Here is a 21,143-nt window from a genome sequence, read left to right as displayed (position 1 = left end):
TTGCCAGCGCCCTTCCTCTCACCCCGTCATGGCCATCCAGGCCTTGGGGACCACAGCGCTGCAAAACGAAAATCCCCGGGCTGGTCCCGGGGATTTTCGTAGAGGGAAATGCCGAGCAGCGGTTACAGGATGAACCGGCTCAGGTCCGTGTTCTTGGCGAGGCTCTCGACCTCGCCGCGCACATAGGCGGCGTCGACCGTCACGGTCTCGCCGGAACGGTCGGGCGCCGTGAAGGAGACCTCATCGAGGACCCGCTCCAGCACCGTCTGGAGGCGGCGGGCGCCGATATTCTCGACGGAATTGTTCACCTCCACGGCCACCTGGGCCAGGGCATCCACGGCATCGTCCGTGAAGACGAGCTCGACGCCTTCCGTCTTCATGAGCGCGACGGATTGCTTGATGAGGCTCGCTTCCGTCTCGGTGAGGATGCGCTTGAAATCCTCCACCGTGAGCGGCGACAGCTCCACGCGGATCGGCAGGCGGCCCTGCAGCTCGGGCAGCAGGTCCGAGGGCTTGGAGACGTGGAAGGCGCCGGACGCGATGAACAGGATATGGTCGGTCTTCACCGGCCCGTATTTGGTCGCGACCGTGGTGCCCTCGATGAGCGGCAGCAGGTCGCGCTGCACACCCTCGCGGGACACGTCGCCGCTGGCGCGGCCCTCGCGGGCGCAGATCTTGTCGATCTCGTCCAGGAAGACGATGCCGTTGTTCTCCACCTGCCGGATCGCCTCCTGCACGATGGCGTCCTGGTCGATCAGCTTGTCGGATTCCTCCGTGACCAGCGGCTCGTAGGCCTCGCGCACGGTGGTGCGGCGCGTCTTGGACCGGCCGCCGAAGGCCTTGCCGAACATGTCGCCGAGATTGATCGCGCCCACCGAAGCGCCCGGCATGCCGGGGATCTCGAACATGGGCATGCCCTGCTGGCCGCCGCTCTGCACCTCGATCTCGATCTCCTTGTCGTCGAGCTCGTTGGCGCGCAGCTTGCGGCGGAAACTGTCCCGCGTGGCGGCGCTGGCCGTGGTGCCGACGAGAGCGTCGAGCACGCGCTCCTCGGCGGCGAGATGCGCCTTGGCCTGGACCTGCTTGCGCCGCTCGTCGCGCACGAGGCCGATGCCGACCTCGACGAGGTCGCGCACGATCTGCTCCACGTCGCGGCCCACATAGCCCACTTCCGTGAACTTCGTCGCCTCGACCTTCAGGAACGGTGCGCCCGCGAGCCGCGCCAGGCGGCGGGAGATCTCGGTCTTGCCGCAGCCGGTGGGCCCGATCATCAGGATATTCTTGGGCGCCACCTCCTCGCGCAGCGACCCTTCAAGCTGCTGGCGGCGCCAGCGGTTGCGCAGCGCGATGGCGACCGCGCGCTTGGCCTCGTACTGGCCGACGATGTGGCGGTCGAGTTCGGAAACGATTTCACGGGGCGAGAAGGCGTTCATTCGGTTTCCAGCGTTTCGATGACGATGTTGGAATTGGTGTAGACGCAGATCTCGGCCGCGATGGTGAGGGACCGCCGGACGATGGCTTCCGCATCCTGAGTCGAATCGGCGAGCGCCCGCGCGGCCGCGAGGGCGTAATTGCCGCCGGAGCCGATGGCCGCGATGCCGTTTTCCGGCTCCAGCACGTCGCCGGCGCCGGAGAGCAGCAGGCCCACCTCCTTGTCGGCGACGAGCATCATGGCCTCCAGGCGGCGCAGATAGCGATCGGTGCGCCAGTCCTTGGTCAGCTCGACGCAGGCGCGGGTGAGCTGGCCCGGATATTGTTCCAGCTTCGCCTCCAGCCGCTCGAACAGCGTGAAGGCATCGGCGGTCGAGCCCGCGAAGCCGCCGATCACGCCGCCCTTGGCGAGGCGGCGCACCTTGCGGGCATTGCCCTTGACGATGGTCTGGCCCAGGCTGACCTGTCCGTCGCCGCCGATGACGACGCGGCCGCCCTTGCGGACCATGAGGATCGTGGTGGCATGCATGGTGGGAGAGGCTGTCTCGGACAAAGGATCGCTCCGGCGGGGAATGGGACTGACTTAATCATCTTCGCCGCAAAAGCAACGCGGGTGGCGTTTCGGCCGCCACGCTGATAGAAGGCCCCATCACCTCATTGCGCCGTCTCTTTCACAAGGATGTTTCACGATGCGCGCCGCGAGCGTCAGCCGCCGCACCGCCGAGACCGATGTCGCCCTGTCGATTGCCCTCGATGGCACCGGCAAGGCCGAAATCGCCACGGGTGTGGGCTTCCTCGACCATATGCTCGAGCTCTTTGCCCGCCATGCCCTCGTCGACCTCACCGTGACGGTGAAGGGCGATCTGCACGTGGACCAGCACCATACGACGGAAGATACCGGCATCGCCCTCGGCCAGGCGCTCCTGCAGGCCCTGGGGGACAAGAAGGGCATCGCCCGCTACGCGGATATCCACCTGCCCATGGACGAGACCCTGACCCGGGTCGCGCTCGATATTTCGGGCCGCCCGTTCCTGGTGTTCAGGACCACGTTCCCGACCGAGAAGATCGGCGCCTTCGATACCGAGCTGGTGCGCGAGTTCTTCCAGGCCTTCGCGATCAATGCCGGGCTGACGCTCCATGTGGAGACCCTCTACGGGGCGAACAGCCACCATATCGCCGAGAGCTGCTTCAAGGGCGTGGCCCGCTGCCTGCGGCAGGCCCTGTCCGTCGACCCGCGGGAAGGAGGTCGCATTCCCTCCACCAAGGGAACGCTCTAGATCTGGAGGACGCTCCCGACCCGGAGCCCGCTCAGCCGGACGGCGGATCGTCGCGGCGATGCGGCCTTCCGGGCTATCCGGGACAGGTCTTCTCAAGGAACGGTGCCATGACCACCTATACCCTCCACCTCGCGGGCGACGCGCGACCGGGCGATCCGGCGGCCCTGGAGAGGGCCGAGATCGTGAAGGACGGCTTCTCGTGGGGCGCCTTCTTCTTCAATTGCCTCTGGTTCTTCTATCACCGGCTCTGGATCGCCGGGCTTCTCGTCCTCGTGGTCACGCTGGGCCTCGATTTGGGCCTCAGGGCCCTCGACGTGCATCCTGCGGCGGCCTTTGCGGCCGAGCTTCTGCTGGCGATCCTGATCGGCCTGGAGGCCAACAGCCTGCGGCGCTGGACCTATGAGCGCCACGGGCGCCCGGCCGTCGACGCCGTGGTGGCCGCGCACCGGGACGAGGCGGAAGCCAGGAGCTTCGCCCGCTGGCTGCAGCAGGCACCAGTTCCCCGCCAGCCCGCCCCCTCGTCCTCCTTCTCGCCCTCGCCCGTCTTCCGCCCCGGTCCGGGTGCGGAGCCGGTGATCGGCCTCTTTCCCGATGCGGAGCGTCCCCGGTGAGCGTGGTTATCGTCGATTATGGGTCCGGCAACCTGCATTCCGCCGCCAAGGCCTTCGAGCGGGCCGCGCGGGAGGCGGGGCTGTCCGACACCATCGAAGTCTCGTCCGATCCGAAGGCGGTCGCCCGGGCCGAGCGCATCGTGCTGCCCGGCGTCGGCGCCTTCGCGGATTGCCGGCGCGGCCTCGATGCGGTGCCCGGCATGGTCGAGGCGCTCCAGCGCCGGGTCCGTGAGGAAGGCCGGCCCTTTCTGGGCATCTGCGTCGGAATGCAGCTCATGGCGAGCCGGGGCCTGGAATACGTGACCACCCCGGGCCTCGACTGGATCCCCGGGGACGTGAAGGCCATCGTGCCGAACGATCCGTCCCTGAAGATCCCGCATATGGGCTGGAACACCCTGGACCAGCGAAGGCCTCACCCGGTCCTGGACGGCATTCCCACCGGCCCGGACGGGCTCCATGCCTATTTCGTGCATTCCTACGCGCTCTCGCCCGCCGTGCCGGACGACGTGGTCGCCACCGTCGATTACGGCGGACCGGTGACCGCCATCGTCGCTCGGGACAACCTGGTCGGCACACAGTTCCATCCCGAGAAGAGCCAGGCCCTGGGCCTGAAACTCATCGCCAATTTTTTAAGGTGGCGCCCGTGATTCTCTTTCCCGCCATCGACCTGAAGGAAGGCCGCTGCGTCCGCCTGATCCAGGGCGACATGGACCGCGCGACGGTCTTCAACGACGATCCGGCCGCGCAAGGAGCCGCCTTCGAGGCCCAGGGCTTCGAGTGGCTGCACGTGGTCGATCTCGACGGCGCCTTCGCGGGCAAGCCCATGAACGCCGCGGCCGTTGAGGCCATTCTGCAGCGCGTGAAAATCCCCGTGCAGCTCGGGGCGGCATCCGCGACATGAGGACCGTCGACGGCTGGCTCGCCAAGGGCGTCGCCCGGGTCATCATCGGCACCGCGGCGGTGCGCGACCCGGCCTTTGTGCGCGAGGCGGCGCGGCTTTATCCCGGCAAGGTGGCGGTCGGCATCGACGCCAAGGACGGCCTCGTGGCCGTGGAGGGCTGGGCCCAGACCTCGACCCTGACGGCCGAGGAGCTCGGCCGCCGCTTCGAGGATGCGGGCGTGGCGGCGATCATCTACACGGACATCGCCCGCGACGGGATTCTCAAAGGTCTCAACATTCCCATGACCCTGGCGCTGGCCCGGGCCGTGACGATCCCGGTGATCGCCTCCGGGGGCCTCGGCTCCATGGCCGATATCGAGCGCCTGACCCAACCCGACTGCGCCATCCTCGGCGGCGCGATTACCGGCCGCGCCCTCTATGACGGGCGCATCGACCCGGACCAGGCTCTGGCGCTGCTGCGCACGGCGCGCTCATCCTCCCCTGGAGGGGGAGGGTCGACGCTGCGCAGCAGCGGCGGGGTGGGGTGATGGCGCCGACAACCCTTATAGATTTTGCCCTGAACCCGCTTGCGCGGGTGTCACCCCTCCCCGGACCTCACGGTCCGACCCTCCCCCTCCAGGGGAGGGTGAAGAAGAGAATGCCATGCTGAAGGTTCGCCTCATTCCGTGCCTCGACGTCAAGGACGGCCGCGTCGTCAAGGGCGTCCAGTTCGTGGACCTCATCGATGCGGGCGATCCGGTGGAGGCCGCCAAGGCCTATGACGCGGCCGGCGCCGACGAATTGTGCTTCCTCGACATCACGGCGAGCCACGAGGCGCGCGGCATCCTGCTCGACGCGGTGAGGCGCACGGCGGAGGCCTGCTTCATGCCGCTCACCGTGGGCGGCGGCGTGCGCAGCGTCGAGGATATCCGCAAGCTCCTGCTTGCGGGCGCCGACAAGGTCTCGATCAACACGGCCGCGGTGACGAACCCGGATTTCGTGCGTGAGGCCGCCGAAAAGTTCGGCAATCAATGCATCGTGGTCGCGATCGACGCCAAGAAGGTGTCGGCCGACGGCGAGGCTCCGCGCTGGGAGATTTTCACCCATGGCGGGCGCAATGCCACCGGCCTCGACGCCATCGCGTTCGCCAAATCCATGGCGGAGCGCGGCGCGGGCGAGCTTCTCGTCACCTCCATGGACCGGGACGGCACCAAGGGCGGCTATGACCTCGCGCTGGTCCGCGCCATTTCGGACGCGGTCCCGATCCCGGTTATCGCCTCGGGCGGTGTCGGCAACCTCGACCATCTGGTCGCCGGCGTGAAGGAAGGCGGTGCGAGCGCCGTGCTGGCTGCCTCGATCTTCCATTTCGGCACCCACACCATCGGCGAGGCGAAAGCCCACATGGCGAAAGCCGGGCTGAAGATGCGGATCGACAAGGCAGCGTAGAGCGCGGGGCACCCTCATGACCACCTTCACCCTCGACGACCTCGCCCGCATCGTGGCCACGCGCGCGGCGGCGGCACCGAGCGAATCCTACACGGCGAAACTGCTGGCGGACGGGCCTGCCAAGGCGGCCAAGAAACTCGGCGAAGAGGCCGTGGAAGCGGCGCTTGCGGCCGTGCTGGAAGATCGCGCGAACCTGACTGCCGAAGCGGCCGATGTGCTGTATCATCTTTTGGTCGTGTTGCAGGGTGCGCGCATTCCGCTAAGTGACGTCATGGCCGAACTGGAGCGCCGCACGGCGCAATCGGGGCTGGCCGAGAAGGCTGCGCGCAAGCCCTGAAGCCCGAAGGGGGAACCTGCATGGACCAGCGCAACGCGGTGTCGTTGGAAAACGACAACCTCTCCCCCTACCGTATCTTCGGCCGGGACGAATGGGCGAAGCTGCGCGCCGATGCGCCCATGACCCTCACGGCCGACGAGGTGGTGCAGCTGCAATCCCTCAACGATCCGATCTCCCTGGACGAGGTCGCGGCCATCTATCTGCCTCTGTCGCGCCTGCTCTCCCTCTACGTTGCGGCCACGCAGGGGCTGTTCAAGGCGACCCAGCGCTTCCTGCTGGCCGAGAAAGAGGAAAAGGTCCCCTATATCATCGGGGTTGCGGGCTCCGTCGCGGTGGGCAAGTCCACCACGGCACGCGTTCTCAAGGCCCTGCTCGCCCGCTGGCCCAACACCCCGAAGGTCGACCTCGTCACCACGGACGGGTTTCTCCTGCCCAATGCGGAGCTCACCCGCTTGGGCCTCATGGAACGCAAGGGTTTTCCCGAGAGCTACGACACAGGCGCGCTGCTCCACTTCCTCGCCGACATCAAGGCCGGGAAGCGGAACGTGCGGGCGCCGCTCTATTCCCACCTCGTCTACGATGTGGTGCCTGGGGAGGAGACCGTCGTCGACCGGCCGGACATCCTCATCGTCGAGGGGCTCAACGTGCTCCAGCCGGCGCGCATGCCCAAGGACGGCACCGCCATCCCGTTCGTGTCCGACTTCTTCGACTTCTCGGTCTATATCGACGCCGAGGAGGAGGATCTGCATCGCTGGTATGTGAACCGCTTCCTGCGCCTGCGGCACACGGCATTCCGGGATCCCCTCTCCTATTTCCGCCGCTATGCCGAATTGCAGGAAGGCGAGGCCATCGCCACTGCCGACGGGCTCTGGAACCGCATCAACCTCGTGAACCTGCGCGAAAATATCGTGCCGACCCGCCAGCGCGCCAGCCTGATCCTCAAGAAGGGCGCCAGCCACCGCATCGAGACCGTCGCCCTGAGACGCCTGTAGGGGCCTGTTGCGGATTGCTTTTCTAGCTTGTGAGGTAGGGAGCGCTACGCGGCTCTTCTCCTCATGGGATCCCAAGTATTCATGGGAAGTATTCATGGGAAGCGCGGCCCTGCTCTCCTCCCCCGCGGATCTCGGGTGTTCCCGAGATCCGCTCCCACGATGCGCAAGTCGGGAACACCCGACTTGCGGTGGGGAGGAGTTGGAGGTGGGGGTGCCGGCGCAGGACTGTATCCAACTTAGCGCTCACACCCCCACCCTAGCCCTCCCCACAAGGGGGAGGGAAAGCCGTCGCGCATCCTCACATCGCGTTTTCATCACGGTGCTGCAAAGGCAGGGGTCCCTGGGATATTCCCGCAATGACACGGGAGGCCCCCTGCTTTCCCCTCACCCAGCTTAATGCTCCGACCTTTTCGGGCATTCCGACGTTATCGTCGCGCAAAGCGGAGGAGACATGGTCACGCAGCCGGTCGAGAAAGGGATCGAGCGCAGCGCCGAACAGGCAAAAGTTGCGGCAAAGAGCACCGCGCAGGCGGCCGAGCGCACTGCGGTTGCTGCCGAGATCACCAAGGACAGTGCCGACCGCCGCACGGAGCTGGCTGCGGACCGGACGGTGTTCGCGGCCGAACGGACCTATGCGGCCTGGGTGCGAACCGGGCTGGCAGCGCTGGCCTCAGGGATCGGCGCTCAGAAGCTCCTCGAGGGCGTGGTGTCGAACTGGATGGTGTCCGGAACCGGGTCCGTCCTCGTGCTCTTCAGCGCCTTCTGCTTCGCGGCCGCCGTCTGGCGACAGGTCTTCGTGGGAGCGCCGCCGCCGAGGCCGGACGTGCACCGGATCCCTCCCGTCCTTCTCGTGGTTTTGAACGGTTTCCTGGTGCTGGTGGCGCTTGCGGCCCTCGTCAGCCTCTGGTTCGGACCACCCTGAAGGCGGATGACGCGGCCTGAAACCGACGCGTCCCTCTTCCGTAAGGGCGGGCATCGGCCCTCACCTAAGGGCTTTCGGTCACAGGTTTCGGAGCGTCTTCCGAGACCTTTCCTCGGGCTCTCAGGCGCTCCTACCCGGCCGGGTTGAGGCGCCGGCAGAGGCCGTCGAGCTGCTCCAAGGTCTTGTAACGAATACGCAATTCGCCGCCCTGACCCTTGTGGTCGATGGAGACCGTCAACCCCAGCACGTCCTGGAGCGCCTTTTCGAGGGCGCGGGTATCCGGGTCCTTTTCGGCCTTGACCTTCATGGACTTGGTTTCGAGCTTCGGCGGCGCACCGGATTGGTCAGCCTGGGCGATTTCCTCGACCTGGCGGACGCTGAGGCCCTGGTCGAGGATGCGTTTCGCGACGGCGCCTGGATCCTTGACGGAAAGGAGGGCGCGGCCATGGCCGGCCGTGATCTGGCGGTTGACGAGGAGCGTCTTGACCGGATCCGGCAGGTCGCTCAGGCGCATCATATTGGCGATATGGCTGCGGCTCTTGCCGATCACCTTCGAAAGCTTCTCCTGGGTATAGGAGAATTCCGCCATGAGGCGCGAATAACCCTGCGCCTCTTCGATGGGGTTGAGGTCGGCGCGCTGAACGTTCTCGAGGATCGCGTATTCGAGGGAGGTCTTATCGTCGATATCGACGATCACGACCGGGACCTCGTGCAGGCCGGCCGCCTGGGCCGCGCGCCAGCGCCGCTCGCCGGCGACGATCTCGAAGGCGTCCGGCGTCTTCGGCACGGGCCGTGCGACGATGGGCTGGATAATGCCCCGATCCTTGATCGACTGGGTGAGCTCCTGCAGGTCCTCGTTGGCGAAGTGCTTGCGCGGGTTGCGGGGGTTGGGTCTCAAGAACGCAACCGGCACCTTGCGCTGGCCGCGGCCACGCTCGACGGAGCCGATCTCGTCGCCCACCTCGCCGATCAGGGCCGCCAGCCCCCTGCCCAGGCGCGGCTTTGCTTCTTCTGCCATGGATCCCTCGCTTCTCGGATTCGTCAGGCGGCGCGCAGAGCGCGCTCCCGCTGGATGATTTCGGATGCCAGGCGCAGGTAGGCCTGCGACCCGGCGCATTTGAGGTCGTAGAGCAGCACGGGCTTGCCGTGGGACGGCGCCTCCGACACCCGCACGTTGCGCGGGATCATGGTCTCGTAGACCTTGCTGCCCATGAACTGGCGCACATCGGCGACCACCTGCCCCGACAGGTTGTTGCGCGGGTCGAACATGGTGAGGACGACCCCGTGGATGGTCAGCTGCGGGTTGAGGGCGGACCGGACCTGCTCGACCGTCTTCAGAAGCTGGCTGAGGCCTTCCAGAGCGAAAAATTCGCATTGGAGGGGCACCAGAACGGCGTCAGCTGCGGTTAAGGCGTTGATGGTCAGGAGATTCAGCGAAGGCGGGCAATCGATCAGAATATAGGTAAAAGGATCGCTTACCTCGGAGGCCGTCAGACGCTCGATCGCGCTCCTGAGCCGATGCGCGCGGTCGCGCTCGCTGGCGATCTCCAATTCGACTCCCAAGAGGTCGAGAGTGGAGGGCGCCACGAACAGGCGCGGCACCACGGTCTCGGTGATCGCGGTCTCCAGGCTCTCTTCGCCCGCGAGCACGTGGTAGGTCGAGACGCTTCGGCTCTTGCGGTCGATGCCCAGTCCCGTGGAGGCGTTGCCCTGCGGGTCGAGATCGATGATCAGCACCTTCTCGCCGATGGCCGCGAGGGCCGTGCCGAGATTGATGGCGGTCGTGGTCTTGCCCACCCCGCCCTTTTGGTTGGCGAGGACCAGAACGCGCGGCTTGGCCGGTCGCGTTCCTGATTCGGATCCGCTGCGGTCGCTTGTCATGACAGGCTCTCAATGGAGGAAATGCGAAGAATCCTGGCCTCGGAATCGGTTCGGCTGGGCAGGACCTCTGCGGCGAACTTCCACGATTCCCGAGCCTCGGTCAATTCGGCATCCACCTCCCGCCCTTTGGGAAAGAGGCCGATTGTCCCCGCTTTCAACAATGGCGCGGTCCAGTCGAGAAGGGTCGCGAGGGAAGCCAGGGCCCGGGCCGAGACGACATCAGCTCTGCCGACGAAACCTGGCACGACGCTTTCCAGCCGCGCCGCATGGACCACAGCCTTGGCGCCGGTCAGCCGGGCCACATGTCGAAGGAAGGCACATTTGCGCGAATTGCTCTCTACGAGATGCACTTCGAGCCCCCTCTCCTGCCCGGCAATGGCGAGGACCAGGCCCGGAAATCCGGCGCCCGAACCAAGGTCGAGCCACAGCTTGGCCGTGTCGGGCGCGTAAGCGAGGAGCTGGAGCGAATCGATGATGTGCCGCTCCCAGATCCGGTCGAGGGTGCCGGGCCCGACAAGATTCTTGATGGCCTGCCAGCGACGCAGCTCGCTTTCGAGGAGGGACAGTTTTTCGAATGTTTCACGTGAAACATCGAAGGGCGCGAGAAGCTCGGGCATATTCTGAAGCTCGGCCATCACTGCACACCCGAATTGGTATCGCGCAGGGAGACGTCCGCGCGCTTCCGGGCATGGGCTGCGAGCAGGGTAAGGGCCGCGGGCGTGATGCCCTCGATCCGGGCCGCCTGTCCGAGCGTCCGAGGACGGACGCGGGACAGCTTGGCCTTGACCTCATTGGACAGACCAGACAGGGCCTGGAAGTCCAGTCCCTCGTCGAGCACAATAGCCTCGTCCCGCCGATAGGCCGCGATGTCGGCTTTCTGACGGTCGAGATAGACCGCATAGGTGGCATCGGTTTCGAGCCGCTCCCGCACGGGACTCGGGATGGATGCCAGCTCAGGCCAGACGGAAACCAGCTCCGGCCAGCCGATCAGCGGATAGGACAGGAGCTGATAGGCGCTGCGCCGGATGCCGTCCTGATTCAGCTCCAGGCCCCGACGCGCCGCCTCGACCGGCGTGATGGTCAAGGAGCGCAGCGTCGTCTCGGCCTGCTCCAGCTGCTTCCGGCTCTCTTCGTAATGGGCCGCACGGACATTACCGACACAGCCGAGGGCGAGGCCCTTCCCGGTCAGCCGCTCATCCGCATTGTCGATGCGCAGGCTCAGGCGGTACTCGGACCGGGACGTGAACATGCGATAGGGCTCGCTCACCCCACGGGTCACAAGGTCGTCGACGAGCACGCCGATATAGGATTCGGCCCGATCGAAAACGGCATTCTCCTGCCCGGCCGCGCGGCGGGCCGCATTGATCCCGGCCACGAGGCCCTGGGCGGCGGCCTCCTCGTAACCCGTCGTGCCGTTGATCTGGCCCGCCAGGAACAGCCCCTGCACCATTTTGGTCTCAAGGCCGGCAGTGAGGCTGCGCGGGTCGATATAGTCGTATTCAATGGCATAGCCGGGCTGGAGCATCTTCACCCGTTCCAGGCCGGGGATCAGCGGCATCAGCTGGAGCTGCACATCCTCCGGCAGGGAGGTCGAGATTCCGTTCGGATAGACCGTGATGTCGTCGAGCCCCTCCGGCTCCAGGAAGATCTGGTGCCCGTCCCGGTCGCCGAAGCGCACGACCTTGTCCTCGATAGACGGGCAGTAGCGCGGGCCGGTGCTCTGTATATCGCCGGAATACATGGGCGCCCGGTGGAGGTTGGCCCGGATCAGGTCATGTCCGGCCGCCGTCGTGCGCGTGATGCCGCATTCGATCTGGGGGGTCGTGATCCGCTCCGTGAGGCCCGAGAACGGCACCGGCTCATCGTCGGCCGCCTGCTTGTCCACGCCCGCCCAATCGATGGTGCGGCCGTCGAGACGCGGCGGCGTGCCGGTCTTCAGGCGGCCGAGCGCGAAACCGAGCCGGCGGAACGTGGCCGAGAGACCGAGGGAAGGCCGCTCGCCCATACGCCCGGCCGGGATCTTGCGCTCGCCGATATGGATGAGGCCGGACAGAAACGTGCCGGTAGTGAGAACCACGGCACCGGCAGGAAGTTCGCGCCCATCCGCCAGCACAACGCCGGCCAGGCGTCCGTCGGCGATCCGGAGATCGTCCACCTCCCCTTCCACGAGAGTCAGGTTCGGGGTCGCCAGCAGCTCCGCCTGCATGGCCCGCGCGTAGAGCTTCCGGTCGGCCTGGGTGCGTGGTCCTCTGACGGCGGGGCCCTTGCGGCGGTTCAGAAGGCGGAACTGGATTCCGGCCCGGTCGGCGATGCGTCCCATGACGCCATCGAGGGCATCGATCTCCCGCACCAGATGGCCCTTTCCGAGCCCTCCGATAGCGGGATTACAGGACATGGCCCCGATGGTCGCGACCTTGTGGGTCACCAGAGCGGTGCGAGCGCCCATGCGCGCAGCCGCAGCCGCAGCCTCCGCTCCGGCATGGCCTCCGCCCACGACGATCACGTCGAAATTCCGAGTCATGTCCTTCTCCAGCTTTGGGCTCTAGGACGTCCGAACCGGAAGGTCAAAAGGGCAAATTGTTTCACGTGAAACATCGCCGTCCATCCACGACACTTCACAGCTTATCCACGTCCCCACCAACAGCTTTTCGGGCGATTCTCCAAGCCCTCTCGCACAGATTCCCTCCGGCCTGCCGATAAGGTGAACGACGTTACTTTCCAATGCAGAAACTGGAGAAGAGCCGGTCTAAGACCTCCTCCACATCGACCCGTCCGGTGATTTCTCCAAAGGCGCGCGCCGCGAGACGCACCTCCTCGGCCGTCAATTCCACGGGCCCGTGTCGTTCCAGCAGGTCGAGAGCCGTTCGGACCGAGGCCTGCGCCCGTTCCAGGGCACGACGGTGCCGCTCCCGGGTCAAAAGCGCATCCCCGGCACCAAGCGCAGCGTCAGCTTCTTGACCCAACCGGCCGAGCAGCTCAGCCATGCCCTCCCCGGTCGCGGCCGAGACGGTCAGGTCGCAATCGTGACGGATCCGATTCGAACCGGCCTGATCCAGATCTGACTTCGTCCCGACGCGCAGGAGCCGGCGTGCTTCTGGTGGAGTTTCGCCCGTTCCCTCCGGCGGAATGAGCCAAAGCACGAGATCGGCCTTCCCGGCGCGGGCGCGGGCGCGGGCCACCCCTTCCTGCTCGATCATGTCGGGGCTCTCCCGCAGGCCCGCAGTATCGACGATCACGACCGGCAGGCCGTTCAGGTCGCAATGGACCTCGATCACATCCCGGGTCGTGCCCGCGATGGGCGACACGATGGCCACATCCCGCTTCGCCAGGGCATTAAGAAGCGTGGACTTGCCCGCATTGGGCGGACCGGCCAGGACTACACTCAGGCCTTCCCGCAGGCGTTCGCCCCCGGCATTCGCCAGAACGCGCGACAGGGATTCCCGTAAGGCCTCGAGACGCCGGACGACCTCGCGCTCCAGATCCTCCGGCACATCGCCCTCGTCCGAGAAATCGAGGCTCGCCTCCAAAAGCGCAAGAGCCTGGAGGATCTCCTCCCGCCAGCGTTCCGCCGCCTCTCCGAGCCGGCCCTCGAGCTGGGACAGGGCCTGACGCCGCTGTGCCTCCGTCTCGGCCTCGATCAGGTCCGCCAGGCCCTCGACCCGGCTCAGGTCCATCCGCCCATTGAGAAAGGCGCGGCGGGTGAACTCGCCGGCCTCCGCCGGGCGGCAATCCGGCAGGGAGCCCAGGGCCTTCAGCACCGCCGCGCGGGTCGCGAGGCCGCCATGGATATGCAGCTCGACCTGGTCCTCGCCCGTAAAGCTGTCCGGACCCGGCATCCAGGCGACGAGAGCCTGGTCGAGAGGTTCTCGGTCTTCGGGCGCAATCAGGGTGCGCAGGACGAGGCGGCGCGGTGCCGGAACGCCGCCCGCAATCGTTTCGAGAATGAATCGACTGCCCGGGCCGCTGATGCGGATCACGCAGATCGCGGCTCGACCGTAGCCCGAGGCCGGTGCGAAGATGGTATCGTCCGAGCGCATGATCATGAACCTTCAGGGAGCCGAGAGCTTTAAGGCTTGAGGACCTCCGGCCGGTTCAGCCCCGAAACGCCCGGCCGTGAACGAAACGCGAGACAGCGGAGACGGATTCCATGAACCGCCTGAAGGACGCCAGCTCTCCCTATCTCCTGCAGCACAGGGACAATCCTGTCCATTGGTGGGAGTGGGGACCGGAAGCCTTCGCGGAGGCCCGCCGCCTGCAGCGGCCGGTGCTGCTCTCGGTCGGCTACGCGGCCTGCCACTGGTGCCACGTGATGGCCCACGAGAGCTTCGAGGATCCCGCCGTGGCGGAGGTCATGAACGAGCTCTTCGTCAATATCAAGGTGGACCGGGAAGAGCGGCCCGATGTAGACCACATCTACATGAGCGCGCTCCACCTCCTCGGCGAGCAGGGCGGCTGGCCGCTCACCATGTTCCTCACGCCCGAGGGCGAGCCCTTCTGGGGCGGAACTTATTTTCCCAAGGAGCCGCGCTTCGGCCGCCCGGGCCTCATGCACGTGCTGCGGGAGATCGCCCGCATCCACCAGGCGGAGCCGGAGCGGATCGCCAAGAACGCGACGGCCATCAAGCAGCATCTCGCTCAGGAAACCCAGCCCGGCCAGGAAGGCCTGTCCCCGGCCGACCTCGACGACCTCGGAGCGCGGCTCGTCGGAATCATGGACCCGGTGAATGGCGGCCTCCAGGGCGCGCCGAAATTCCCTAACCCGCCGATCCTGGAATTCCTGCTGCGTTACGCTCATCGCAGCGGCAATCACCAGGCCCGGCACAGCGTGTTCCTGACCCTGGAGCGCATGGCCTATGGGGGCATCCACGATCATCTCGGCGGCGGCTTCGCCCGCTATGCGGTCGACGAGCGCTGGCTCGTGCCGCATTTCGAAAAGATGCTCTACGACAACGCCCAGCTCCTGGAGCTTTATGCGCTTGCCTTCGCGGAGACCCGCCGGCCCCTGTTCCGCGCGGCCGCCGAGGGGATCGTCGCCTGGCTCGAACGGGAGATGGTCACGCAAGAGGGCGCCTATGCGTCGAGCCTCGATGCGGATTCGGAGGGCGAGGAGGGTAGGTTCTACGTCTGGAGCCTCGACGAGGTGCGGAACGTCCTGGGCACGGACGCGGACCTTTTCGCCAAGGTCTACGACGTCACGGCCGAGGGCAATTGGGAAGGCACGAACATCCTCAACCGGCTCCTCTCGGAGGAGGCTCCCCCTGCTGTGGAGGAGCGCCTCGCGCCGATGCGGGACAAACTCCTCGAACGGCGGGCGACGCGGATCCGGCCCGGCCTCGACGACAAGGTGCTGGCGGACTGGAACGGCCTGATGATCGCCGCCCTGGTGCGGGCCTCTCCCCTCCTCGACCGGCCGGACTGGATCGATCTGGCGACCAGGGCCTACCGATTAGTGCGGGAGACGATGACCCGTAATGGGAGCCTCGGCCATTCCTGGCGCGGCGGATCCCTCATCCACCCGGGCTTCGCGCTGGACCATGCGGCCATGATGCGGGCGGCGCTCACCCTGTACGAGGCGACAGGCGAGGAATCTTACCTGAAGGATACGATTTCCTGGCGGGACGTGCTGGCGGCGGATTACACGATTCCCGAGACCGGCCTTCTCGCCATGACAGCCCGCGGCGCCGACGCCCTGGTGGTGCGGCCACAGCCGAGCCACGACGATGCGGTGCCCAATGCCAACGGCGTCTATGCCGAAGCTCTCGTGCGGCTCGCCCAGATCACCGGGCGGACGGAGGACCGGGAACGGGCCGAGACGGTTCTCACCCGGCTTTCTGCCGTAGCCCAGGCAGCGCCGCTCGGTCACACGTCGATCCTGAACGCGCTGGATCTCCACCTGCGCGGCCTCAGCATCCTGGTCACGGGCGAGGGTTTCGAGCCCCTGCGTGAGGCTGCGCTTCGCCTCCCTTATCTGGAACGGAGCCTTCATGTGCTGCGGCCGGGCGAGGCGCTCGATCCGGACCATCCGGCCCATGCCCTTGCGGCCGCGGGCGACGGTCCGCAGGCGCTCGTCTGCGCGGGTATGCGCTGCTCGCTGCCCGTCACCGAGCCGGAGGCGCTCGCCGCTCAGGCGAAGGAATGGGGTGTTCGGGCCTGACCCGAGCGGCCATGGCCTGGCGATGTGTTCGGAGAGCGGCGATGTTTCTCTTCTTCTCGAACCGCACCGGCTGCCTGGGATCACTCCTGATCTCAGCCCTGCTGACTCTCCTCATCCTTTGGCTGACCGGCTTCCTGTCTTGAGCGTCCGGATGCAGACATGAAAAACCCCGCCCTCGTGGCCGAGAGCGGGGCTTGATCGTCAGTTCGACGCAGAACGTCAGGTGTTCATCGAATCGAAGAACTCGGAGTTCGACTTGGTCTGGCGCAGCTTGTCGAGCAGGAACTCGATGGCGTCGACCGTGCCCATCGGGTTGAGGATGCGGCGGAGCACGTACATCTTCTTGAGCGTATCGGCCGGAACCAGCAGCTCTTCCTTGCGGGTGCCCGAGCGGGTGATGTCGATGGCCGGGAAGGTGCGCTTGTCGGCGACCTTGCGGTCGAGGATGATTTCCGAGTTGCCGGTGCCCTTGAACTCTTCGAAGATCACTTCGTCCATGCGCGAGCCGGTATCGATGAGCGCGGTCGCGATGATGGTCAGCGAGCCGCCCTCCTCGATGTTGCGGGCTGCGCCGAAGAAGCGCTTCGGCCGCTGCAGGGCATTGGCGTCGACACCGCCGGTCAGCACCTTGCCGGAGGACGGCACCACCGTGTTGTAGGCGCGGCCGAGGCGGGTGATCGAATCGAGCAGGATGACCACGTCGCGGCCGTGCTCCACGAGGCGCTTGGCCTTCTCGATCACCATCTCGGCCACCTGCACGTGGCGGGAGGCCGGCTCGTCGAAGGTGGAGGCCACGACCTCGCCCTTCACGGAGCGCTGCATGTCGGTCACTTCCTCGGGCCGCTCGTCGATGAGCAGCACGATGAGGTAGCATTCCGGGTGGTTGGTGGTGATCGACTGCGCGACGTTTTGCATCAGCACGGTCTTACCCGTGCGCGGCGGCGCCACGATCAGGGCGCGCTGGCCTTTTCCGATGGGCGACACGATGTCGATGATGCGCGACGAATAATCCTTCTTCGTCGGGTCGTCGATCTCGAGCTTGAAGCGCTCGGCCGGGAAGAGCGGCGTCAGGTTGTCGAAATGCACCTTGTGCCGGATCTTCTCGGGATCCTCGAAATTGATGGTGTTGACCTTCAGCAGGGCGAAATAACGCTCGCCCTCCTTGGGGCCGCGGATCGGGCCGTCCACCGTGTCGCCGGTGCGCAGGCCGAAGCGGCGGATCTGCGAGGGCGAGACGTAGATGTCGTCCGGACCCGGCAGGTAGTTCGAATCGGCGGAGCGCAGGAAGCCGAAGCCATCCTGCAGCACCTCGACGACGCCGGCGCCGATGATCTCCACCTCGCGGGCCGCGAGCTGCTTGAGGATCGCGAACATGAGCTCCTGCTTGCGCATGGTGCTGGCGTTCTCGACCTCGAGCTCCTCCGCGAAGGCGATGAGTTCAGTCGGGGTCTTGGATTTCAGGTCTTGAAGTTTGATTTCCCTCATTGGGGAACACTCTCGGGGTAGGAGTCGCGGCCAGGGCGCCTGGGCGCGCGGGGAGATGAAGGGGAACGTTCGACAGGGCCGCCCAGTTCACGAACCGTGACTTGAAGAGCCGTAGGAGCCCGGTGCGGCGCAGCCTGTCTTAAGGGGAAGAGAATTCTTCTCTAGCGCTTTTCGGGCCGGGCCTCAAGCCCCATCAAGTGGGATAACCTTTTGGGGTGGGTCAGCCAGAGGGAATGCACCATCCGTCATTCCGGGACGGCCTTCGGCCGGGCCCGGAACCCATAACCACCAGCGTGTCAGATGAAGGAGCTGCGATAACCGCTGCGCCTTTCTCGTAGAGCTCAGCGGCTATGGGTTCCGGGCTCGCCTGCGGCGCCCCGGAATGACGCGGGTTCCTTCAGCCTTCCTATCGCATCCGTTCCTCAGAACGGCTTCACGATCACCAGGATGACGATGAGGATCATCAGGATTGTCGGGACCTCGTTGAGCATCCGGTAGAACTTGGCCGGACGGACATTGGCGTCGGCTGCGAAGACTTTCACGGTCTTCGACAGGAAGCCGTGGACGCCGGACAGGATCAGCACCAGCAGGACCTTGGCATGGAGCCAGCCGGACGTGATCCAGCCCCCCTGCCAGATCAGGACGATGCCGAGGATCCAGGTCACCGCCATGGCGGGGTTGATGATCGCCTTGAGGAGGCGGCGCTCCATGATCTTGAAGGTGTCGGACTGGATGGAGCCCTTCGGCGCGTCGCAATGATAGACGAAGAGCCGGGGCAGGTAGAGCATCCCGGCCATCCAGCTGATGACCGCGATCACGTGAAAGGCCTTGATCCACAGATAAGCCATGTCGATTCCCGTTCAGGCGCCGCGCACACGGGCGATAAGCTCGCCCACATGCTCGACCGGCGTCTCGGGCAGGATTCCGTGCCCGAGATTGAAGATGTGCGGGCGGTTGCGCACCGCCGACAGGATGTGGTCCACGCCCCGCCGCATGGGATCGCCCCCGGCGATGAGCGCGAGCGGATCGAGATTGCCCTGTGTCGCCACCCGGCCCGGAAGCTGCGGCAGGACGAGAGCCGGGTCGAGGGTCCAGTCGAGGGCGAGCGCATCGCCCACGCCGGCCGTCGCGAAGCGGTGGAGATGGCTGCCCCCTCCCCGCACGAACACGATCGCCTTGGCGTTCGGCCGCGCCGCCTTCAGCCCCGTGACGATCCGGCGGATCGGATCGAGGGAGAGCCGGTCGAACAGGGCCGGCGGCAGGGCCGCCCCGAAGCTCTCGAAGATCTGCACCGCCTCGGCGCCCGCATCGATCTGGCGGACGAGATAAGCCGTAGAGGCCCGAACCAGCAGGTCGATGAGCCGGTCCATGAATTCCGGGTCGCGATAGGCGACGAGCCTTGCGGGCGCCTGATCGGGCGTGCCCTTGCCGGCGATCATGTAGCTCGCAACCGTCCAGGGAGCGCCGCAGAAGCCCAGAAGCGTCGTTTCCTTGGGCAGGGACGCGCTCAGGCGGTCGAGGGTCTCGAAGACCGGCGCCAGGCGCTCGAGGGGCAATTCCCCGGAGAGTCGGGAGAGATCCTCCGTGGACGTGACCGGATCGAGCCTGGGACCCTCGTTCTCGACGAAGCGCACTTCCTGGCCGAGCGCATGGGGAATGACCAGGATGTCCGAGAACATGATGGCCGCATCGAAGCCGAAGCGGCGGATCGGCTGGAGGGTGACCTCCTCGGCAAGCCTCGGCGTGTAGCAGAGATCCAGGAAGGAGCCGGCTTGCTTCCGGGTCTCCCGGTATTCCGGCAGATAACGGCCGGCCTGACGCATGATCCAGATCGGCAGAGGCCAGACCGGTTCGCCGTCGAGGACGCGCAGGATCGCTTTGGTCGGACGTTCGCTCACAGGGCCCCTCTTCAATCTAAATTCTTAGAATCGAGAATCTGTTGTTTCTCTTGGGCCGTGAATCACAAAGCCGCAAGGGCATCCACAGGCCGTCCACACGGCTCGCGGCGTTAACGATCCGTTTACGGGTAAGGCTGCTTCGCCACAATCCTTTCCGGATTCTTAAAGCTTAACAAATCCCTAACGGGACCTTTCCGGCCGACGGGCCGACGGGCCGGACCGATTCGTGCCGGATTCTCCCATGGGGCCGCTCCCGGGATATCCCATGCGTGAGGGTTGTTGACGGAAGGGGGCCTTCGCCCACAGGCTCCCTGGCTGGACCTCCTCGAACGGGGGATCTATCCACATTCATCGACTCCTTGTCCGGAGAACCCTGTGGGACGCAGCTACTTCCATCTCCATCTCGTCTCCGATTCCACCGGCGAGACCCTGATCACGGTCGCCCGCGCGGCAGTGGCGCAATATGAAGGCATCGCGGCGATCGAGCATGTCTATCCGCTCGTGCGCTCCAACACCCAGCTGGAGCGGGTCCTGTCCGAGATCGAGGCGACGCCCGGCATCGTCCTCTATACCCTGGTCGAGCGGGACCTGGCGGAGCGCCTCGAGGAGGTCTGCCGCGCCACGAGCTCCCCGCACCTGTCGGTCCTGGAGCCGGTGCATACGCTGCTCTCGTCCTATCTCGGCGCCCATTCGACGGCCCGACCGGGCGCGCAGCACATGCTGAACGCGGAATATTTCAAGCGCATCGACGCCATGAATTTCACCCTCCTCCACGATGACGGGCATCTGCCCCACGATCTGGAGGAAGCGGACGTGGTCTTGCTCGGGGTCAGCCGCACCTCGAAGACGCCGACGGCCATCTACCTGGCCAATCGCGGCCTCAAGACCGCCAACGTGCCCCTCGTGCCGGGCGTACCGCCGCCGGCCGTCATCGAATCGACCCGCAAGCCCCTCGTGGTCGGGCTGGTGGCGACCCCGGAGCGCATCGTGCAGATCCGGCAGAACCGCCTGCTCAGCCTCAACGCCGATGACGACACCGCCTATGTGGACCGGGATGCGGTGGCCGAGGAGATTGCGGCCTCCCGGCGGCTCTTCGCCCGGCATGGCTGGCCGGTCATCGACGTGACGCGCCGCTCCATCGAGGAGACGGCTGCGGCGATCATCGATCTCTACCGCGACCACCGCCTGCGCTTTATCGCCCAATAATCATGGCATCTCCCTGGATCGCGGATCAGCCGCTTCTCCTCGCCTCCACCAGCCGCACCCGCCTGACCCTCCTGGTCGGGGCAGGCCTGCCCGTGGAAACCCAGAACCCAGACATCGACGAACGCGCCGTCGAGGCGGAGGGCCGCGCGCAGGATTCGGCGCCGACGCTTCTTGCCCGGCGCCTCGCGGCCGAGAAAGCCCTCGCGGTCAGCCGCCGCCATCCGGAACGGCTGGTGCTGGGCGCCGACCAGATCCTCGATTGCGAGGGCGAGATCCTGCACAAGCCCGCCGACCGTGCGGCCGCCCATGCCCATCTCGAACGCCTCGCCGGCCGGACCCATGCGCTCCATTCGGCTGCCGTCCTGGCACAGGGCGGCGCGGTGGTCGACACGGTCCTCGACAGCGCCCACCTGACCATGCGCACCCTGGATGGCCGCGCCATCGACCGCTATCTCGATCTCGCCGGGCCGGACGTGTGGACGAGCGTCGGCGCCTACCGGCTCGAAGGTCTAGGGGTCCATCTCTTCGAGAAGATCGCGGGCGATCACTTCACGATCCTGGGCCTGCCGCTGATTCCCCTCCTGGCCGCCCTGCGCCGCCGGGGCTATCTGTCGTTCTGAGGA

Annotated in this window: 20 protein-coding genes and 1 pseudogene; 11 read left to right on the top strand and 10 right to left on the bottom strand. The window is 66.3% G+C overall.

What is annotated here, in order from left to right; translation table 11 throughout:
- Nucleotides 1–122: 122 nt before the first annotated feature.
- Nucleotides 123–1,433, bottom strand: a complete 1,311-nt coding sequence (hslU, locus tag C4E04_RS20595) for an ATP-dependent protease ATPase subunit HslU (protein WP_109600553.1) — start codon at nucleotides 1,431–1,433, stop codon at nucleotides 123–125.
- Nucleotides 1,430–1,960, bottom strand: coding sequence for an ATP-dependent protease subunit HslV (gene hslV / locus C4E04_RS20590; RefSeq protein ID WP_109600550.1), 531 nt, complete (start codon nucleotides 1,958–1,960; stop codon nucleotides 1,430–1,432). The genes hslU and hslV overlap by 4 nt, the downstream gene beginning before the upstream one ends.
- A gap of 160 nt (nucleotides 1,961–2,120) precedes the next feature.
- Here hslV and hisB point away from each other — a divergent pair, with 160 nt between their 5' ends.
- The 8 genes and pseudogenes from hisB to C4E04_RS20550 all read left to right on the top strand — a co-directional run bounded on the left by hisB (nucleotide 2,121) and on the right by C4E04_RS20550 (nucleotide 7,896).
- Nucleotides 2,121–2,708, top strand: a complete 588-nt coding sequence (gene hisB, locus C4E04_RS20585) for an imidazoleglycerol-phosphate dehydratase HisB (RefSeq protein ID WP_109600548.1) — start codon at nucleotides 2,121–2,123, stop codon at nucleotides 2,706–2,708.
- A gap of 107 nt (nucleotides 2,709–2,815) precedes the next feature.
- On the top strand, nucleotides 2,816–3,319 hold the full coding sequence (locus tag C4E04_RS20580) for a DUF2628 domain-containing protein (protein WP_109600546.1): 504 nt from the start codon (nucleotides 2,816–2,818) through the stop codon (nucleotides 3,317–3,319).
- Nucleotides 3,316–3,966: an imidazole glycerol phosphate synthase subunit HisH gene (hisH, locus tag C4E04_RS20575; RefSeq protein ID WP_109600543.1), complete on the top strand. Its 651-nt coding sequence runs from the start codon at nucleotides 3,316–3,318 to the stop codon at nucleotides 3,964–3,966. Before C4E04_RS20580 ends, hisH begins: the two co-directional genes overlap by 4 nt.
- Nucleotides 3,963–4,747, top strand: a pseudogene (gene hisA / locus C4E04_RS20570) (1-(5-phosphoribosyl)-5-[(5-phosphoribosylamino)methylideneamino]imidazole-4-carboxamide isomerase). Before hisH ends, hisA begins: the two are co-directional and overlap by 4 nt.
- A 115-nt stretch (nucleotides 4,748–4,862) precedes the next feature.
- Nucleotides 4,863–5,645, top strand: coding sequence for an imidazole glycerol phosphate synthase subunit HisF (hisF, locus tag C4E04_RS20565; RefSeq protein ID WP_109600541.1), 783 nt, complete (start codon nucleotides 4,863–4,865; stop codon nucleotides 5,643–5,645).
- 16 nt (nucleotides 5,646–5,661) lie between these two features.
- Nucleotides 5,662–5,982: a phosphoribosyl-ATP diphosphatase gene (locus C4E04_RS20560; RefSeq protein WP_109600539.1), complete on the top strand. Its 321-nt coding sequence runs from the start codon at nucleotides 5,662–5,664 to the stop codon at nucleotides 5,980–5,982.
- 20 nt (nucleotides 5,983–6,002) lie between these two features.
- Nucleotides 6,003–6,974 carry a type I pantothenate kinase gene (gene coaA, locus C4E04_RS20555; RefSeq protein ID WP_109600537.1) on the top strand — a complete coding sequence of 324 codons (972 nt, stop codon included), beginning with the start codon at nucleotides 6,003–6,005 and terminating at the stop codon, nucleotides 6,972–6,974.
- 451 nt (nucleotides 6,975–7,425) lie between these two features.
- Nucleotides 7,426–7,896 carry a YidH family protein gene (locus tag C4E04_RS20550; protein ID WP_109600535.1) on the top strand — a complete coding sequence of 157 codons (471 nt, stop codon included), beginning with the start codon at nucleotides 7,426–7,428 and terminating at the stop codon, nucleotides 7,894–7,896.
- A 130-nt stretch (nucleotides 7,897–8,026) separates the two neighbouring features.
- Here C4E04_RS20550 and C4E04_RS20545 read toward each other — a convergent pair whose 3' ends face one another.
- The 5 genes from C4E04_RS20545 to mnmE form a co-directional block, all read right to left on the bottom strand.
- Nucleotides 8,027–8,914, bottom strand: a complete 888-nt coding sequence (locus C4E04_RS20545) for a ParB/RepB/Spo0J family partition protein (protein WP_109600533.1) — start codon at nucleotides 8,912–8,914, stop codon at nucleotides 8,027–8,029.
- 23 nt (nucleotides 8,915–8,937) lie between these two features.
- A complete protein-coding gene (locus tag C4E04_RS20540; protein ID WP_109600531.1) occupies nucleotides 8,938–9,777 on the bottom strand; it encodes a ParA family protein in 840 nt (279 codons plus the stop codon).
- Nucleotides 9,774–10,412, bottom strand: a complete 639-nt coding sequence (rsmG, locus tag C4E04_RS20535) for a 16S rRNA (guanine(527)-N(7))-methyltransferase RsmG (RefSeq protein WP_109600529.1) — start codon at nucleotides 10,410–10,412, stop codon at nucleotides 9,774–9,776. The genes C4E04_RS20540 and rsmG overlap by 4 nt, the downstream gene beginning before the upstream one ends.
- The gene (gene mnmG, locus C4E04_RS20530; RefSeq protein ID WP_109600526.1) at nucleotides 10,412–12,298 is read right to left on the bottom strand and encodes a tRNA uridine-5-carboxymethylaminomethyl(34) synthesis enzyme MnmG; all 1,887 of its coding nucleotides are present in this window, start codon (nucleotides 12,296–12,298) and stop codon (nucleotides 10,412–10,414) included. Before mnmG ends, rsmG begins: the two co-directional genes overlap by 1 nt.
- 190 nt (nucleotides 12,299–12,488) lie before the next feature.
- Nucleotides 12,489–13,814 (bottom strand): tRNA uridine-5-carboxymethylaminomethyl(34) synthesis GTPase MnmE, encoded by a 1,326-nt coding sequence (mnmE, locus tag C4E04_RS20525; RefSeq protein WP_109601392.1) that lies wholly within the window; start codon nucleotides 13,812–13,814, stop codon nucleotides 12,489–12,491.
- Between the two features lie 110 nt (nucleotides 13,815–13,924).
- On the opposite strand from mnmE, the gene C4E04_RS20520 reads away from it, so the two are divergent.
- Nucleotides 13,925–15,931: a thioredoxin domain-containing protein gene (locus tag C4E04_RS20520; RefSeq protein WP_109600524.1), complete on the top strand. Its 2,007-nt coding sequence runs from the start codon at nucleotides 13,925–13,927 to the stop codon at nucleotides 15,929–15,931.
- Nucleotides 15,932–16,150: 219 nt separating this feature from the next.
- Here C4E04_RS20520 and rho read toward each other — a convergent pair whose 3' ends face one another.
- From rho to hemE, 3 genes are all read right to left on the bottom strand, one after another.
- A complete protein-coding gene (gene rho / locus C4E04_RS20515) occupies nucleotides 16,151–17,416 on the bottom strand; it encodes a transcription termination factor Rho (protein ID WP_109600522.1) in 1,266 nt (421 codons plus the stop codon).
- Between the two features lie 422 nt (nucleotides 17,417–17,838).
- Nucleotides 17,839–18,264, bottom strand: a complete 426-nt coding sequence (hemJ, locus tag C4E04_RS20510) for a protoporphyrinogen oxidase HemJ (RefSeq protein ID WP_109600520.1) — start codon at nucleotides 18,262–18,264, stop codon at nucleotides 17,839–17,841.
- Nucleotides 18,265–18,276: 12 nt separating this feature from the next.
- Entirely contained in the window at nucleotides 18,277–19,314 is a 1,038-nt protein-coding gene (gene hemE, locus C4E04_RS20505) for a uroporphyrinogen decarboxylase (protein WP_109600518.1), read from the bottom strand.
- 375 nt (nucleotides 19,315–19,689) lie between these two features.
- Here hemE and C4E04_RS20500 point away from each other — a divergent pair, with 375 nt between their 5' ends.
- On the top strand, nucleotides 19,690–20,520 hold the full coding sequence (locus C4E04_RS20500) for a pyruvate, water dikinase regulatory protein (RefSeq protein ID WP_109600516.1): 831 nt from the start codon (nucleotides 19,690–19,692) through the stop codon (nucleotides 20,518–20,520).
- Complete coding sequence (locus C4E04_RS20495) at nucleotides 20,520–21,140, top strand: nucleoside triphosphate pyrophosphatase (protein WP_109600514.1); 621 nt, start codon at nucleotides 20,520–20,522, stop codon at nucleotides 21,138–21,140. Before C4E04_RS20500 ends, C4E04_RS20495 begins: the two co-directional genes overlap by 1 nt.
- Nucleotides 21,141–21,143 lie beyond the last annotated feature (3 nt).

This window comes from Microvirga sp. 17 mud 1-3 (assembly GCF_003151255.1).
Classification (GTDB): Bacteria; Pseudomonadota; Alphaproteobacteria; order Rhizobiales; family Beijerinckiaceae; genus Microvirga.
This window is presented reverse-complemented; position numbering and strand designations above follow the sequence as displayed.